Origin of the sequence: Micromonospora violae, from assembly GCF_004217135.1 — a bacterium.
Taxonomy (GTDB): Bacteria; Actinomycetota; Actinomycetes; order Mycobacteriales; family Micromonosporaceae; genus Micromonospora; species Micromonospora violae.
The window spans coordinates 57,463-72,777 of the sequence record NZ_SHKK01000001.1 but is presented as its reverse complement, the minus strand read 5'-3'; the positions used below and the strand labels follow the sequence as shown (position 1 = coordinate 72,777).

Genomic DNA, 15,315 nt, shown 5'->3' with positions numbered 1-15,315 from the left:
GAACCACCCTTGTGGGCCGGGCTTGCGCGGCCGCCCTCGGCACAACGCGGACGAGGGCACGCCGATCGGCGCCCGATGCGCAACCGGCCAGCCAAGGCCCGGCCGAGGGCAATCCCGCACAGAGCCTGATGTCTGTGAGTCATCACGATGACTCGCAGACATCACAGTCAAGAGAACGACATGCTTCGGCCACGCCGATGGCTCAGCCCAGCCTGTCGAGGACCTTCTCGTAGCGGGGCCGGTCGGCGGCCGGGGTCTTCGCCTCCAGGTAGTTCAACACCACCGCGCCCCGCCGGTACGACTGGCCGCCCCAGGTCTCCGCGATGTCGCCGGCGCTGGTCTCGTCCGGGAACACGTAGACGGTGACGGCGTCGGTGGCGATCAGCTCGGAGCAGCCCAGGCCGAGGCCGTCCGGCCCACAGTCGACGGAGCGGTCCTTCGGGTGCGGCACCTTCAGGCCGGCGGCCCGGAAGGCGTCGACGACCTGCTTCGCCCCGGGCGCACCCGTCGGGCGTTTGGGCAGCACCACCGGCGGTGGGCTGGCCGGCCGGCGCTGCGTGGGCCCCTCCGGGGCGACGGACGGTGGGGCCGCCGGTGACGCGGCACCGCTGGCGTTGGGCGGCGCTGCCGAGGGCGTCGGCGCGCTCGGTAGGCCGGTGGCCGCCGGGGCCGAGAATGACGAGGCCGTGGGGGCCGCACTCGACGGATCGGCGTCGCCACCGCCGCAGCCGGCGGTGACGGCCACGGCGACCAGCAGGATTCCGACCGCGGGGAGGTTCCGAGTTGTCACCAGGGCAGTCTGCCCAACGTCATCCGGCGGCGGGAGGGGCCGGTCGGCCACTGCGCTGTCCCGTATCCGCCAGTACCCGCGGTTCCATTAGCCTGCGGGCATGTCCGCCGTGCCCTGGGTCTCGCTGACCACCGACTACGGTCTCACCGACGGCTTCGTGGCCGCCTGTCACGGGGTGATCGCCCGGATCGCGCCGGCCGTCCGGGTGATCGACGTGACCCACCTGGTGCCGCCGGCGGATGTCCGGCGCGGTGCCGCCGTGTTGGCACAGACCGTGCCGTACCTGCCGGTGGGTGTGCACGTGGCGGTGGTCGATCCGGGCGTGGGCACCGCCCGACGGGGGGTCGCGCTGGCCACCCCGGGCGGGCTGCTGGTCGGCCCGGACAACGGGTTGCTGCTGGACGCGGCCGCCGCGCTGGGTGGGGTGACCGACGCGGTCGAGCTGACCGAGCCGCGCTGGCTGGCCGCCCGGGTCTCCGGCACGTTCCACGGCCGGGACGTCTTCGCGCCGGTGGCGGCGCGGCTGGCGCTCGGCGCGCCGCTGGCCGAGGCCGGCCCGCCGGTCGACCCGGCCGGGCTGGTGCGGCTACCGACGCCGACGCTGACCCGGGATGCCGACGGGTTCACCGCCGAGGTGCTGACCGTGGACCACTTCGGCAACGTTCAACTGGCCGCACCGGCCGACCTGCTCGACCCGCTGCCGGCCATGCTCCGGGTGGGTCCGCCGGGGTCGACGCCGGCCCTGGTGGCGGTGCACGGGCGGACCTTCGGCGACGCCCCGGCCGGTGGTCTGGTGGCGTACGTCGACTCGGCCGGTCTGGTCGCGGTCGCGGTCAACGGCGGGCGCGCAGCGGACCTTCTTGCCGCGTCGCCGGGGGACCTCCTGCGGGTTTCCGGCTGACATTCGACTGTGGAATGCTTCTCCGGTGGGTGAGCATGTGGTTCCCGTGGGCTGTCCCTGCTGTGCATCCCGGACCGGCGGGGGGACGTGCCCCGTCTGTTTCTGGACCGACGACGGCCAGACCGATGCCGATGCCGACGCCGTGCGGGGTGGCCCCAACGGCGACCTGAGCCTGTCGCACGCCCGCCTCAACTACGCCGTCTACGGTGCCAGCCACCCGCGCTACCAGGACATGGTGCGGACGGCCCGCCCCGACGAGCGCCCCTGACATCTGACGGGGCGCCCGACGGGGTGAGCATGGTTCAGCAGGCCGGCACGCTGCCGCCGTACACGGTGGAGATGTACGCGTGGCTGACGTACTGGCCGCTGGCCAGGCGGTTCCACCGGGTGGTGGTGCGGTAGGGGCCGGCGACCGACTGGCCGGTGACGTAGCACTGGATCGGTACGTGGGCCAGCCGGGCGGCGAGGCCACGGATCGAGGACGACGTGCTGGCCCCGGTGCGGATGTTGAGCGGGCCGTCACCGACCACGCCGCGCGGTCCGCCGCCGGTCCACAGGTAGGCGACGTCCACCCAGGAGTTGGTGGTCAGCCGTAAGCCGTCCCAGAACGTGCCGTCGGCCAGATCGATGCCGGCCGGGTTGAGCACGGTCCGGCCGAACTGGTCCCGTCCACCGTTGTAACCGGACTGGTACGCGGCCTGCGCCTCGGGTCGACCCTGCGGCAGGTTCTTCCAGTTCTCCCGCACCGATGAGGGGTTCCAGTAGTCGTCGCGGGTGTTCCACGGCCCGACGTCCCAGACCGGGGCGTACTCGCAGCGGGAGCCGGTGGTGGTGCAGACCCGCACGGTGTAGTCGCCGGTGTTGAGCGGGGAGAGGCCGCGCCGCGACGGCAGCGCCGCGAAGTGGTCCCGGGGTTGCACGGTACGGCCGTTGGCGGTCAACTCACCGACCAGCCCGATCCGGGTGGCGTACACCCGGTAGGTGCGGCCAGGCGTGGCGGCGGACACGGCGGCGTTGGCGTCGGCGGTGAGCTGCACGGCCCGTACCGTCGCCGTGGTGCCCCGATCGGGGGCGGTGAGCACCACCCGGGCCTGCACGCGGGTGACGGGCCGGTCGAAGACGGCGCCGACGGTGGCCGCCCGCCACTCCGTCCAGCCGGCGGTCCGCCAGCCGCGGACCTGCACCTCCACGGTCGCCCCGGTCGGGACCGCGGCATTGACCTCGGCGCGGACCCGGGTGGCCGGCCGGGCGAGGGTGCGGGGAGCAGTCAGCAGCATCCCCTCGGCGACGGCGCTGTGCGGGGTGCGGGCGCCGCGCCCGGTGGGCCGGGCTTCCCGCAGGCGGAGGCCGGCGGCGGTGCGTCGGACGTTGACATCGTCGCGGTCGACGATCGTGAGGTCGGCGCTCCACCGTTCGCCGCCGGGTGCGGCGGCGACGAGGGCGATCGGTGCGCCGGCGGCCGGGACGTTACCGGTGGTGGGTAGGAGCGCTGCGACGAGCAGGAGGGCGAGGGTGGCGATGAGGGCGACGGATGGGATACGACAACGGGGTCGCGTCATGGGCATTCTCCTCAGAACCCCCTGACCTTCGCATGTCAGGAGATCATGAGGAACCTGTGTACAAATAGCGACACATGCGAATCTTACTCAATGGAGGGAGAATGGCAGAGTGCCCGAAGGCGACACCGTCTGGAACACCGCGCGCGTGCTGCACCGCGCGCTGGCCGGCGCGCGGATCACCAGCAGCGACTTCCGGGTGCCACAGCTGGCGACCACCGCCCTCGCCGGCTGGACCGTCCGCGAGTCGGCCAGCCGGGGCAAGCACCTGCTGCTGCGGCTCAGCGCTCCGACCGAGGCGCACTGGACCCTGCACTCCCACCTGCGGATGGACGGCGCCTGGCGGGCGTACGCCCCGGGGGAACGGTGGAGCGGCCGACCAGCGCACCTGATCCGGGTGGTGCTGCGCAGCCCCGGCGCTGTCGCGGTCGGCTACCACCTGCACGACCTGAGCCTGGTGCCGACCGCCGAGGAGGACCAACTGGTCGGCCACCTCGGCCCCGACCTGCTCGGCGCGGACTGGGACGCGGCCGAGGCGGTCCGTCGGCTCGCCCAGCACCCGGAGCAGACCATCGGGGAGGCACTGCTCGACCAGCGCAACCTGGCCGGCGTGGGCAACCTCTACAAGTGCGAGGTGCTGTTCCTGCGCGGCGTGTCACCGTGGACCCCGGTCGCCGGGGTGCCCGATCTGCCGGGCCTGGTGGCCCTCAGCCAACGGCTGCTCGCCGCCAACCGCGGTCGGTGGACGCAGAGCAGCACCGGTTCGCTGCACCGGGGGCAGACCAGCTACGTGTACGGCCGCCGCGCCCAACCCTGCCGCCGGTGCGGCACCGCGATCCGCAAGGAGGAGCTGGGTGAACGGGTCACCTACTGGTGCCCGGTCTGCCAGCCGGAGCACCCGGGCCCGCCGTCACCCGGCTGACCAGGATCGGACCGAACAAGACCCACCCCAGAAACGGACGATTGGGTAATTCCTAACCGGCCGCCGAAGTCGCATGCTGCGGTTGAGCGCTCACCGACCGTCAGCAGAGTGCCGAGGTCCCCACGCCGGGGTGGCGGACCTCGCGCCCCGAACCGGGGAGAGTCATGGCGATCTTCCGCAGACTCCGCTCCACCTTCTTCGAGCGGACCACCCGCGACACCGACGCCCGCGCCAACGGCCGGGCGGCGTCCGTGCCGGCCGCGCGTACCGCCGAGGAGGCCGTGCCGACGCCGAGCCTGGACCCGGCCGTCGTCCCCCGCTACTTCGGCCCCGTGCCGAACTTCGCCCACAGCCCCCGCCCGAGACGGGACCCCGACGGGCAGGTGACGGCCGGGACCGGGCTCCGCAAGTTCGTCGACCCGTTGCCCATCCCCGGCCAACAGGTGCGCGGCGACCTCGGCAGCCACCTCCCGGTGGCCGCACCGGACACCATCAGCTATCCGGGCTGCGACTACTACGAGATCGGCCTCCAGGAGTACGCCCAACGGCTGCACCGGGACCTGCCGGCCACCCGGCTGCGCGGCTACCGGCAGCTCAACCTCGGCACCGACCCGGCCGGACACAACACGCTGGCGCCTCCGGACCGGCCCTGGCACCTCGGGCCGATGATCTTCGCCCGTCGGGGTCGACCGGTCCGGGTGAAGTTCATCAACCAACTCCCCACCGGTCGGGCCGGCGAGCTGTTCCTGCCGGTCGACGACACGATCGACGGGGCCGGCCTCGGCCCCCTGGACGGACCGGCCCCGTACCCGCAGAACCGGGCCGTGCTGCACCTGGCCGGGGCCCAGACCGGCTGGACCAGCGCGGGTAACCCCGGGCAGTGGATCACCCCGGCCGGGGAGATCACCCCGTACCCCACCGGGCCCGGCCTGGCCCACGTGCCGGACATGCCACCGCCCGGCACCGGAGCCACCACCCTCTACTTCCCGAACGAGCAGAGCGGCCGGCTGCTGTGGTTGCACGACAACACCCTCGGCCTGGCCCGGCTCACCGTCTACGGCGGACAACTCGCGCTCTACCTTCTCACCGACCCGGCCGAGGAGCAGCTCGTCGCCGACGCGGTACTGCCGGCCGACCAGGTGCCCCTGGTGATCGAGGACAAGACGTTCGTTCCGGACGACACCCAACTCGCCGCCGAGGATCCGACCTGGGACCGGGAACGCTGGGGGGCCCGGGGCAGCCTCTGGCACCCACACGTCTACCAACCCCGACAGAACCCGTACCGCTCCGGCGGACGCAACCCGACCGGCCGGTGGGACTACGGCCCCTGGTCGCGCACCTGCGCCCCGGACGACGCCCACGCCGACGGCTGGGTGCCGAACCCGTACCACGACCCGGTCGACGCGCCGGACGAACCACCGGTGAGCCCCGGCGTACCGCACCCGTCGGCCGTCCCCGAGGCGTACGGCGACACCCCGCTCGTCAACGGTGTCGCCTACCCGTACCTGGAGGTGCGGCCGCGCGCGTACCGGTTCCGGATCCTCAACGCCTGCCTGGACCGCAGCCTCAACCTCCAGCTCTACCGCGCCTGCTCCGACGCGGCGATGTGGACGGTCGACGGCGCGCTCGCCGACCCCGACGCCGGTGAGGTGCCGATGGTGCCCGCAACGCGGGCGGCGGACCGACCGGCGGGGTGGCCGACCGACGGACGCGACGGCGGGGTGCCGGATCCGCGCGCGGCCGGCCCGGATTTCGTCCAGATCGGCAACGAGGCCGGCCTCCTGCCGGCGCCGGTGGTGCTGCCGAACCGGCCGATCGGCTACCGCTACGACCGGCTCGACCCGACCGTGCTGAACGTCGACGGGCACACCCTGCTGCTCGCCCCGGGTGAGCGTGCCGACGTGCTTGTCGACTTCTCCGCCGTGCCGCCGGGCAGCACGCTGATCCTCTACAACGACGCTCCAGCCCCGCTGCCCGGCTTCGACCCCCGCTACGACCAGCACACCGACGCCCCGGACCGCAGCGCCGAGGGCGGCCCGGGCCCGACCGAACCGGGGTACGGCCCGAACACCCGCACCCTGCTCCAGTTCCGGGTCACCGGGACGCCCGCGCCGCCGTACGACCTGAGCCGGCTGCGGGAACGGCTACCCCTGGCGTACGCGGCCAGCCAGCGGCCACCGATCGTCCCGCAGCCGGCGTACGACCCGGCGTTCGGGACCCGGACCGCGGCGCAGACGACGGTGCCGGTGCACGCCGCCACCGTGACGTTCACACCGACGGCTGGTACCGGCCCGGTGACCCTGCCGATCGCGGTCAAGGCCGCGCAGCAGATCGTCGAGCCGGACCACGGCCGGCTGGTCGGCCGGCTCGGCGTCGGACACCCGCACGCCGGGCCGCTCAGCCCGGCGACGCTGCCGCTCGGCCCGACCGACCCGGTCACCGAGGTGCTCTTCGCCACCGACCCCGCCGTGCCGGTGGGTGCCCCCACCGACGGAACGCAGCTCTGGCGGATCTGCGGCAACGTCCGGCAGACCGAGGCGTTGCACGTCGGCGGCTGCGACGTACAGGTGATCAACCGGGTCGGGTGGGACGGGACGCTGCGCCTGCCGCACGGCACGGAGCTGGGCTGGAAGGGAATCATCCGGGTCAACCCCCGGGAGGACGTGGTGGTGGCGTTGCGCCCGGTCGCGCCGGTGCTGCCGTTCAAGCTCGGTGACAGCGTCCGGCTGCTCGACCTCTGCCGCCCGGCCGGCGCCCGGACCGGGTCGACGCCGGTCAGCCCGGCCGACGGGCGACCCGCCACAGTGGTCAACCAACTGGTCAACCTGGGTTGGGAGTATCGCTGGCACAGCCAGCTCGCCGGCCACCGCGACAGTGGGATGACCCGACCGCTGGTGCTGCGGGTGACGCCGAGAGCGCCGACCGGGCTGACCGCCACACCGGTGCCCGGCTCGGCCACCGCGCTGCCCGCGATCGCGCTGGCCTGGACCAGCAACGGCGGACGCCCACCCGCCACCAGCCACCTTCTGCAACGAGCCACCGACGCGACCTTCGGCGGCGACGTCACCACCATCACCGTCGCGGCCGCCGCCACCCGGTACACCGACGCGACAGTCACCCCCGGGGTCACCTACCACTACCGGATCCGGGCGGAGAACGCGGTCAGCTACTCGTCCTGGTCGAACGGCGTGCCCGCCTCGGTGCACCTGGCCGCGCCGAGCGGGCTGGTGGCGACGCTCCCGCCGGCCGCGCCGCTGCGGGTGGCGCTGCGCTGGACGAACCGCTCGTTCGCCACCGGCATCGACGTGCAGCGGGCCACCAACCCGACGTTCACCAGTGGCCCGGGCACCACGGCGATCGGAGTCGGCGACAACCACCTGGACGCGACCGTCGCACCCGACACCACGTACTACTACCGGGTGCGGACCACCTACCTGGGCGCCGCCTCGGCCTGGTCGACGGTGGCCACGGTGACGTCGCCCCCTGCGCCGGGCACCCCCACCGGGGTGAGCGCCACCGCCAGCGCGCCGGGGCCGGACACCGCGACCGTGATCCTGGCCTGGGTGGCGAGCACACCCGGCGGCCCCGGGTCCGGCTTCACCGTCCAGCGGGCGCTCGACCCGACCTTCGACCACGAGGTGGCCACCTTCACGGTGACCGGCCGCGGCTTCACCAACACCGGGTTGGCCCGGGGTGTGACCTACCACTACCGGATCCGGTCGTTCAACGTGGTGGGCACCTCGCCGTACACCGGGCCGGTCCTGGTGACGACACCACCGTGACCGGCCAGCCTCGGTGCGGTCAGCGCGGCGGCGCGCGGTCTCGGCGGATGCGGCGTCAGCGCGGCGGCGCGCGTTCTCGGCGTCAGCGCGTCGGCGCGCGCAGCGGGGTACCGACGGTCCGTAGCTCGGCCAGGGCTCCGGCGACCCCGTGCAGCAGGTCGGTCGCCTCGGTGAGCCGGTCGGCCGCCGGGTGGGCGGTCTCCGGGCGGGCGTCCTCGGCCAGGTAGCCGGCGGCGGCGACCACCAGCCGTTCGTACGCCGCCACCCCGCCCTCCAGTTGAGCGGTCAGCGCGGCGTGCGCCTCGGCCAGCGGCGGGCGAGCGTCGGCCGGGGCCAGCCGCAGCGCGCGTTCGACACTGGCCACCCGGGCGGCCAGCTCACGCAACGATCGGTCGGCGGCGGCGGCCTCCCGCACTGCCGGCTCGGCCAGCCCGGTGAGCCGGGGGGCCATCCCGGCCAGGGTGAGCGCCGCCCGGTCCAGTCGGACCCACTGCTCCCCGGCGCTGGTGCCGCGCAGCGCGATCCGGGAACGGACCCGGCGCACCTCGGCCAGCACACCCGGGCCGACCGGCAGCCGTTCGACGGCGGCGATCAGCCGGGCCCGCGACCGGGCCGCCGCCTCGGCCGGGTCGAGCGCGGGGGGCGCAGGCTGGGCGGCCAGGGCTCGTGCGTCGATCCAGCGCCAGGCGGCGAGCGCCACCGCACTGCCCGCGGCGCCGGCCCAGGCCGCGTCGGGCAGACCAAGACCGGCGTACGGAGTCAGCACCGCCGCCGCGCCGCCGAGCCCACCGGCCAGCACGCTCCACCGGCGGGCCGACCGGCGCAGCCGGTCCAAGCGCCGGAAGTACCGGGTCCGCTCGTCTGCCACCCTGACCTCCTCGGTCCGGTCGTTCAGCCGGCGGCGGTCGGGTCGCCGGTGCCCCGCTCACGGGCCATGCTGGCGCGTAGCTCGTCCAGTCGGGCGGCGGCCGTCGGATCGTTGGCCGGGCCAGCCTTCTCGGCCTCTGGCACGGCCGGGCGTTGGGCCGCGCCGCCGAGCTGCTCGCCGGCCATGCTGGACCGGATCTGCTCCAGTCGGGCGGAGCCGGCCGAGTCGATCGTGGCCTTCTGGATTTCCAACATACGGCCCTCGACGGAGTTGCCGGCCAGTTCGGCGCGACCCATCGCGTTGGCGTACCGCCGCTCGATGCGGTCGCGCACCTCGTCCAGCGACGGGGTGGTGCCCGGCGCGGTCAGCGACGACATCGACTCCAGCGAGCGGGCCACTGTCTCCTGCATCTTGGCCTGCTCCAGCTGGCTGAGCAGCTTGGTGCGCTCGGCGAGCTTCTGCTGGAGGATCATCGAGTTGTTCTCGACCGCCCGGCGGGCCTGAGCGGCGGCACCCAGCGCCTGGTCATGCAGGGTCTTCAGGTCCTCGGTGGCCTGCTCGGCGGAGACGAGCTGGCTGGCCAGCGTCTGCGCGGACTGCTCGAACCGCACCGCCTCGGCCTCGTCGCCCTTGGCTCGGGCCTGGTCGGACAGCACCAGGGCCTGCCGGGCGTTGCCCTGCAACCGCTCGACCTCGGACATCTGCCGGGACAGCTTCATCTCCAGCTGACGCTGGTTGCCGATCACCGCGGCCGCCTGCTGAACCAGCGCCTGGTGCTGCCGCTGGGCATCCTCGATGGCCTGCTGGATCTGCACCTTGGGATCGGCATGCTCGTCGATCTTCGCACCGAAGAGCGCCATCAGGTAGTTCCAACCCTTGACGAACGGGTTCGCCATCTCCGTGGTATCCCCTCAGTAGCGTCGCTCCACCACGGCCGGGCCGGCTGAACGGACCGACCGTCACCGGCCGGCCTCCATCGTCCCAGCCGAACGCCAACGGGGCATCCGTACCGGGCGGTCGACAGCACCGGCAACTCTTGTGAGCAACCCTACGCGGCCGGGGCCAACCCGCCCATGGGCAACGGGATCGACGGCTCAGGCGGCGCAGACCACGTCGCGGTCGCGCTCGGTCGGGCGGACCCGGGTGCTGCGCAGTGTGGCCTTGAGTGGGGAGTCCTGGCGGACGGAGACGGCCACCTTGCCGTCGGAGGTGACCTGACGGACACCCCGGTTGGTGCTCTTGGTGGCGGCGGCGTCGGCCGACTCGTCCGGCATCGAAACGAGCACCCCGGGCATCTGCTCGGCGAGCGCCACGGTGTCACTCACCTCTCGCAGCAACTCGGACAGGCGGGCACCGAGGGCGTCACAGATCGCGGCGAGCAGCTCACTCGACGGCTCCTTGTGCCCCCGCTCGATCTCGGAGAGGTAGCCGAGGCTGACGTTGGCGGCGGTGGAGACCTCACGCAGCGTGCGCTGCTGCCCCTGCCGGCGCGCTCGCAGTGCGTCACCGATCACCCGGCGTAGCAGGATCATCGCACCTCCCCCTGAGGGATACCTCGCGCCCGGCGCTGGGCAGCCGGTCGCGGCGGACCGCGCCGGCCCCGAACGTCGGAGCCTTCCCGCAACCGTACCCGTTGCGGGCCCGGGCGACATCCCGCCCCGCCCGTCGGTTCGCCGGGGAAGGCTTCCCGGGGCGTACCGCCGCCCGTTTCCGCCCCATCCCGGGCGGAACGGAACCGGGTTCACGGGGTCGCGGCGACGAGCCGCTCGGTGAGCAGCCGTAACGCGTCGACCACCGCCGCCGCGCGGATGTGGTCGCGCCCGCCGCCGAGGTCGAGCTGACGGACCTCGCTGCCGTTCGGGCCGGCGACCGCGACGTAGACCAGGCCCACCGGCTTTCCGTCCTGCGGTTCGGGGCCGGCGACGCCGGTGGTGGCCAGCCCCCAGTCCGCGCCGCACCGCTGCCGGCCGCCCTCGGCGAGCGCTGCCGCCACCTCCGGGTCCACCGGTCCCCGCTCGGACAGCAGGTCGGCCGGGACGCCGGCCAGGGTCGCCTTCAACTCGGTGGCGTAGACCACGAGGCCACCCCGGTAGACCCCGCTGACCCCGGCGATGTTCACGATCGAAGCGGCCAGCGACCCGCCGGTGAGCGATTCGACGGTGGCCATGGTCTCGTGCCGCTCGGCCAGCCGATGCACGACCGCCGCCGCCGCACTGCCTACCTCGAAATCGCTTGTCTCGAAACCGTCCACCCCGACACCGTCCACCCCAACACCCTCCCCCACCCCACGCCTTCCCAACCCCCCGATCGCATCGATCATGCGGTTAGCGGCGCGACACGCCGTGCCGGATGGTGACAACTCCATGATCAACGGGGGTGAGGGAGGCCCGGGGGCCTGTTAGTGGGGGCGGCGGCGGAGGCGGAGGGCCTGGGTTATGTAGTCGAAGCCGGTGGCTACCGTGACCAGGACGGCGGCGGCCATGATCCAGGGGCCGACGGCGGCGAGCGCGGCCGGCATCGGCCAGAGGTACCAGGCGATGGCCAGGATCTGGAGCGCGGTCTTGACCTTGCCGCCTCGACTGGCGGCGATCACGCCGTGCCGGATCACCCAGAACCGCAGCCCGGTGATGCCCAGCTCGCGGACGAGGATCAGCGCGGTCACCCACCAGGGCAGTTGGTCGTACCAGGAGAGCAGCACCAGCGCGGCCCCGGTGAGCGCCTTGTCGGCGATCGGGTCGGCCACCTTGCCGACCGAGGTGACCAGCCCGAAGCGGCGGGCGATCCAGCCGTCCACCAGGTCGGTCGCCGAGGCCACCGCGAAGATCAGGCAGGCCGCCATCTGCCAACCGGTGTGGGTCATCCCCGACATGATCACCGAGACGGCGAAGACCGGCACCAGCACCAGCCGCAGGGCGGTCAGCGCGTTGGCCGCGTTGACCACGGGCACCACGGCCACCACCCGGCCCGGCGTCGACTCCGTCGCCCCCGTCACCGCCGCGCTCCGCTCGGGCCGCCGTGGCGTTCCCGGCACCGCACCACCTGGGTCCCCCGCTCCGCTCGGGCCCGCCGTCACCGTGCCGCGCCGGGCGCCGCCGAGATCATCTCATCCGGCACAGCGAGCAGGTCCACCCCTTCGGTGCCGGTCACCGTTGCGCGCACCAGATCACCCGGGCGCAGCGCGGCCAGGTCGACGCCGCCGTCGGCCGGGGCGACCAGCGTGGTGGACCCGTCCACCTCCGGCGCCTGGTGGGCGGCCCGGCCCTCCACCACGCCGTCCTCGATCGAGTCGACCAGCACCTCGACGGTCGAGCCGAGCCGGTCCTCGGCCCGCTGCGAGCAGAGCTCGTCGGCGAGCGCGCTGAGCCGGTCGTAGCGCCGCTTGATCGTCGCGGCGGACACCTTGCCGGGCAGGCCGGCGGCCTCCGTGCCGTCCTCGTCGCTGTAGTCGAACATCCCGATCGCGTCGAGCCGGGCCTCGGTCAGGAACCGGACCAGCTCGTCGACGTCGGCGCGGGTCTCGCCGGGGAAACCGACGATGAAGTTGCTCCGGGCCCCCGCCTCCGGGGCCAACGCGCGGGCACCCGCCAGCAGCTCCAAGAACCGGTCGGTGGAGCCGAAACGCCGCATCCGGCGCAGCACCGGCTCGCTGGAGTGCTGGAACGACAGGTCGAAGTACGGTGCCACGCCCGGGGTGGTGGCGATCGCCTCGACCAGACCCGGCCGGGTCTCGGCCGGCTGAAGGTAACTCGCCCGCACCCGGACGATGCCGGTCACCGCGGCGAGCTGCGGCAGCAGCTTCTCCAGGGCACGCGGGTCGCCCAGGTCCTTGCCGTACGAGGTGGAGTTCTCGCTGACCAGCACCAGTTCCCGTACGCCGGTCTTGGCCAGCCACTCCGCCTCGGCGAGCAGCTCGTCCGGGGTACGCGAGACGAACGCCCCCCGGAAGGCCGGAATGGCGCAGAACGCGCAGCGACGGTCGCAGCCACTGGCCAGCTTCAGCGAGGCCACCGGGCCGGTGTCGAGCCGGCGGCGCAGCACCTGCCGCAGGTGCGCCGGGGTGTGCTCGTCGGTGTCGACGGCGGTGCGGGTGACGGTGCCGTGGCCAGGCAGCGACACGCCGCTGTCGCGCCGCCGCACCGGGGTCAGCGGCAGCAGCTCGCGCCGGTCCCGTGGGGTGTGCGCGTTGATCTGCTCACCGGCGACGACCGCGTTCAGCCGGGCGGCGATGTCGGGATAGTCGTCGAAGCTCAGCACCGCCTGCGCCTCGGGCAGGCTGTCGGCCAGCTCCCGGCCGTACCGCTCGGCCATGCACCCCGCGGCGACCACCTTGGCGCCCGTTCCGGCGGCGGCGAGCAGGGTCTGGATCGAGTCCTGCTTGGCCTTCTCCACGAAACCGCAGGTGTTGACGACCACCACGTCGGCGCCCTCGCCGTCGGTGGACACCTGCCAGCCGTCGGCGTGCAGGCGGGCAGCCAGCTCCTCCGAGTCGACCTCGTTGCGGGCACAGCCCAGCGTCAGCAGGGCGACGCGACGGCCCTCGGCGTGATCAGCGGGAGAAGGAGAGGTGGCAGACACCATCCGAGGGTACCGGGCCGGTCGGGTAACCCCACGCACGCGGGCTGCGGAGACAATCGCCACCATCTCGGTCGACCCCGCCCGGCCAGCCGGTCAACGGGCCGCGGCGGCCACGCGGGTCAGCGCGTCGAGCAGGAACACCTCGGTGCCGGCCAGGCCCGTGCAGCAGAAGACCGAGATCTGGTCCGCGGTGGTCCGACCGGGGACCGCGCCGGCCAGGATGCCGCCCAGGTCGCGCAACCGACCGGCGTACGGGGGCGTGGCCGCGAGCATCGGCGGTTGGTAGTCCGCCGCCTGGGCCGGCGAATCGGTGACCAGCAGGTCGGCGGTGTCCAGCAGGTCGGTGCCGAATTCGCTGCGGTCGCGCTGCTTGAAGCCGACCGCGTTGACGTGCGTGCCGGGGCTGAGGTCGGCGGCGCACAGCACCGGGGTCGGGCTGGTGGTCGCCAGCACCACCAGGTCCCGTCCGGCGACGGCCGAGCCCGGGTCGGCCGCCGCGCGGGCCGGTACGCCCAGCTCGGCACGGACCCGGGCGGCGAAGGCGTCCCGGCGGGCGGCGGAGCGGCTGTGCACCACCACCTCGCGCAGGGGACGGACCGCGGCGGCGGCCCAGACCTGGGTCCACGCCTGCCGGCCGGAGCCGATCACACCGAGGGTAGCGGCGTCGGGGCGGGCCAGCGCGTCGACCGCGAGGCCCCCCAACCCTCCGGTACGACGGGAGCCCAGCTCCTCGCCGACCGCCACCGCCCGGATCGCCCCGGTCCGGGCGTCGTGCAGGACCACCAGCTGCTCGCCCTGCGGGTGCCCGAAGGTGTCGTACGAGCGGAAGCCGTACCACTCGCCGACCAGGTGCCCGGCGGTGAGCACCATCCGCCCACCGCCCAGCGGTGCGGCGGCCCGGGGTGGCGCGATCAGGCGTCCCTCGTACGCGGCCAGGAGTGCGGCGCGCATGGCGTCGACCGTGGTGGTGGCGTCCAGGGCGGCGGCCACCTCGGGGTCGGCGTAGAGCATGGTCATGCTGGCGATACTGCATGTTGAAGTCAGGTAGAGGTCAACGGACCGTGGCGGCGATCACCGCCAGGCCGCCGGGGTCGGTGCTAGCGTCGGCACCGGTGGCCGGATGCTGGTGGCCGCTCCGGACGAGTGGTGGGCGTACCCGGTCAGGCCAAGACGCCCCGCGTGATGTGCAGACTCGACCCGTCCCGGCGCGGCAGCCCCGGGCGCATCCGGTGAGGTGGACGATGGCCTGGCTCGTACTGGTGATCTCGGGACTGCTGGAGGCGGCCTGGGCGGTCGCCCTCGACCGCAGCGCCGGTTTCAGCCGGCTGGTCCCGTCCGTGGTGTTCGCGGTGGCCCTGCTGCTGAGCATGGCCGGGCTGTCGTACGCGCTCCGGGACATCCCGGTCGGCACCGGGTACGCGGTCTGGGTCGGCATCGGCGCGGTCGGCACCGCGTTGGTCGGGATGCTGGCGCTCGGCGAGTCGACGAGTCTGCCCCGCGTCCTCTGCCTCCTGCTGGTGGTCGCCGGCGTGATCGGGTTGAAGATCTTCCACTGAGCTGCCCCGTCGGGATGCGTGGCCGGTGCCCACAGTGGGTAGTGATCGGTTCGTCCCGACAGGCTCTCACCCGGAGGAAGACATGGCCGACATGCCGAGCACCGCTCGTCCCCGCAGCAACGCCGCCCGCATCCTCACCATCGTGGGGTTCGTCTTCGCGGTCCTGGCTCTCCTGCTCAACCCGATCATCTTCGGCGTCCTCGGCGTCATCGCGGGCGTCGTCGGCGCGGTGCTCGGTGACAAGCCGCTCGGTTGGTACGCGGCCGTGGCGAGCGTGGTCGCCGCGATCATCAGCCTGGTGATCTTCGGCGCTCTGATCAACAACTGACCGCTCCCCACGACACGGGCCCGCCGGACAACCGGCG

At 73.6% G+C, this 15,315-nt stretch carries 15 protein-coding genes and 1 riboswitch; of the genes, 6 read left to right on the top strand and 9 right to left on the bottom strand.

Going from position 1 to position 15,315, the window contains the following annotated elements; genetic code table 11:
• Positions 1 to 202: 202 nt before the first annotated feature.
• On the bottom strand, positions 203 to 790 hold the full coding sequence (locus EV382_RS00330) for a hypothetical protein (RefSeq protein WP_130399679.1): 588 nt from the start codon (positions 788 to 790) through the stop codon (positions 203 to 205).
• Between the two features lie 100 nt (positions 791 to 890).
• Between EV382_RS00330 and EV382_RS00325 the strand changes: the two genes are divergently transcribed.
• Together EV382_RS00325 and EV382_RS33860 are read left to right on the top strand one after the other, a co-directional pair.
• Positions 891 to 1,691 carry an SAM hydrolase/SAM-dependent halogenase family protein gene (locus EV382_RS00325; RefSeq protein ID WP_130399678.1) on the top strand — a complete coding sequence of 267 codons (801 nt, stop codon included), beginning with the start codon at positions 891 to 893 and terminating at the stop codon, positions 1,689 to 1,691.
• Positions 1,576 to 1,959: a CPCC family cysteine-rich protein gene (locus tag EV382_RS33860; protein ID WP_341870138.1), complete on the top strand. Its 384-nt coding sequence runs from the start codon at positions 1,576 to 1,578 to the stop codon at positions 1,957 to 1,959. Before EV382_RS00325 ends, EV382_RS33860 begins: the two co-directional genes overlap by 116 nt.
• Positions 1,960 to 1,993: 34 nt before the next feature.
• Here the strand turns inward: EV382_RS33860 and EV382_RS00315 are convergent, their stop codons facing one another.
• Positions 1,994 to 3,250, bottom strand: coding sequence for a hypothetical protein (locus EV382_RS00315; RefSeq protein WP_130399677.1), 1,257 nt, complete (start codon positions 3,248 to 3,250; stop codon positions 1,994 to 1,996).
• Positions 3,251 to 3,359: 109 nt separating this feature from the next.
• On the opposite strand from EV382_RS00315, the gene EV382_RS00310 reads away from it, so the two are divergent.
• Both EV382_RS00310 and EV382_RS00305 read left to right on the top strand, forming a co-directional pair.
• On the top strand, positions 3,360 to 4,169 hold the full coding sequence (locus EV382_RS00310; RefSeq protein WP_130399676.1) for a DNA-formamidopyrimidine glycosylase family protein: 810 nt from the start codon (positions 3,360 to 3,362) through the stop codon (positions 4,167 to 4,169).
• Positions 4,170 to 4,333: 164 nt separating this feature from the next.
• The gene (locus EV382_RS00305) at positions 4,334 to 7,951 is read left to right on the top strand and encodes a hypothetical protein (RefSeq protein ID WP_130399675.1); all 3,618 of its coding nucleotides are present in this window, start codon (positions 4,334 to 4,336) and stop codon (positions 7,949 to 7,951) included.
• An 82-nt stretch (positions 7,952 to 8,033) separates the two neighbouring features.
• On the opposite strand, the gene pspM is transcribed toward EV382_RS00305, so the two are convergent.
• The 7 genes from pspM to EV382_RS00270 all read right to left on the bottom strand — a co-directional run bounded on the left by pspM (position 8,034) and on the right by EV382_RS00270 (position 14,411).
• Positions 8,034 to 8,819, bottom strand: a complete 786-nt coding sequence (pspM, locus tag EV382_RS00300; protein WP_130399674.1) for a phage shock envelope stress response protein PspM — start codon at positions 8,817 to 8,819, stop codon at positions 8,034 to 8,036.
• Positions 8,820 to 8,842: 23 nt separating this feature from the next.
• Positions 8,843 to 9,715: a PspA/IM30 family protein gene (locus tag EV382_RS00295; protein ID WP_130399673.1), complete on the bottom strand. Its 873-nt coding sequence runs from the start codon at positions 9,713 to 9,715 to the stop codon at positions 8,843 to 8,845.
• Positions 9,716 to 9,913: 198 nt separating this feature from the next.
• On the bottom strand, positions 9,914 to 10,351 hold the full coding sequence (locus EV382_RS00290) for a helix-turn-helix domain-containing protein (RefSeq protein ID WP_130399672.1): 438 nt from the start codon (positions 10,349 to 10,351) through the stop codon (positions 9,914 to 9,916).
• Positions 10,352 to 10,560: 209 nt separating this feature from the next.
• Positions 10,561 to 11,085, bottom strand: a complete 525-nt coding sequence (locus EV382_RS00285) for a CinA family protein (protein ID WP_425271852.1) — start codon at positions 11,083 to 11,085, stop codon at positions 10,561 to 10,563.
• Between the two features lie 132 nt (positions 11,086 to 11,217).
• On the bottom strand, positions 11,218 to 11,811 hold the full coding sequence (gene pgsA / locus EV382_RS00280; RefSeq protein ID WP_130399670.1) for a CDP-diacylglycerol--glycerol-3-phosphate 3-phosphatidyltransferase: 594 nt from the start codon (positions 11,809 to 11,811) through the stop codon (positions 11,218 to 11,220).
• 77 nt (positions 11,812 to 11,888) lie between these two features.
• Positions 11,889 to 13,397 carry a 30S ribosomal protein S12 methylthiotransferase RimO gene (gene rimO / locus EV382_RS00275; RefSeq protein ID WP_130399669.1) on the bottom strand — a complete coding sequence of 503 codons (1,509 nt, stop codon included), beginning with the start codon at positions 13,395 to 13,397 and terminating at the stop codon, positions 11,889 to 11,891.
• Between the two features lie 90 nt (positions 13,398 to 13,487).
• Positions 13,488 to 14,411, bottom strand: a complete 924-nt coding sequence (locus tag EV382_RS00270; protein WP_130399668.1) for an ornithine cyclodeaminase family protein — start codon at positions 14,409 to 14,411, stop codon at positions 13,488 to 13,490.
• A 92-nt stretch (positions 14,412 to 14,503) separates the two neighbouring features.
• Positions 14,504 to 14,574, top strand: a riboswitch (guanidine-III (ykkC-III) riboswitch).
• Positions 14,575 to 14,635: 61 nt separating this feature from the next.
• On the opposite strand from EV382_RS00270, the gene EV382_RS00265 reads away from it, so the two are divergent.
• Both EV382_RS00265 and EV382_RS00260 read left to right on the top strand, forming a co-directional pair.
• On the top strand, positions 14,636 to 14,950 hold the full coding sequence (locus tag EV382_RS00265; protein WP_130399667.1) for a DMT family transporter: 315 nt from the start codon (positions 14,636 to 14,638) through the stop codon (positions 14,948 to 14,950).
• A gap of 82 nt (positions 14,951 to 15,032) precedes the next feature.
• On the top strand, positions 15,033 to 15,278 hold the full coding sequence (locus EV382_RS00260; protein ID WP_130399666.1) for a hypothetical protein: 246 nt from the start codon (positions 15,033 to 15,035) through the stop codon (positions 15,276 to 15,278).
• Positions 15,279 to 15,315 lie beyond the last annotated feature (37 nt).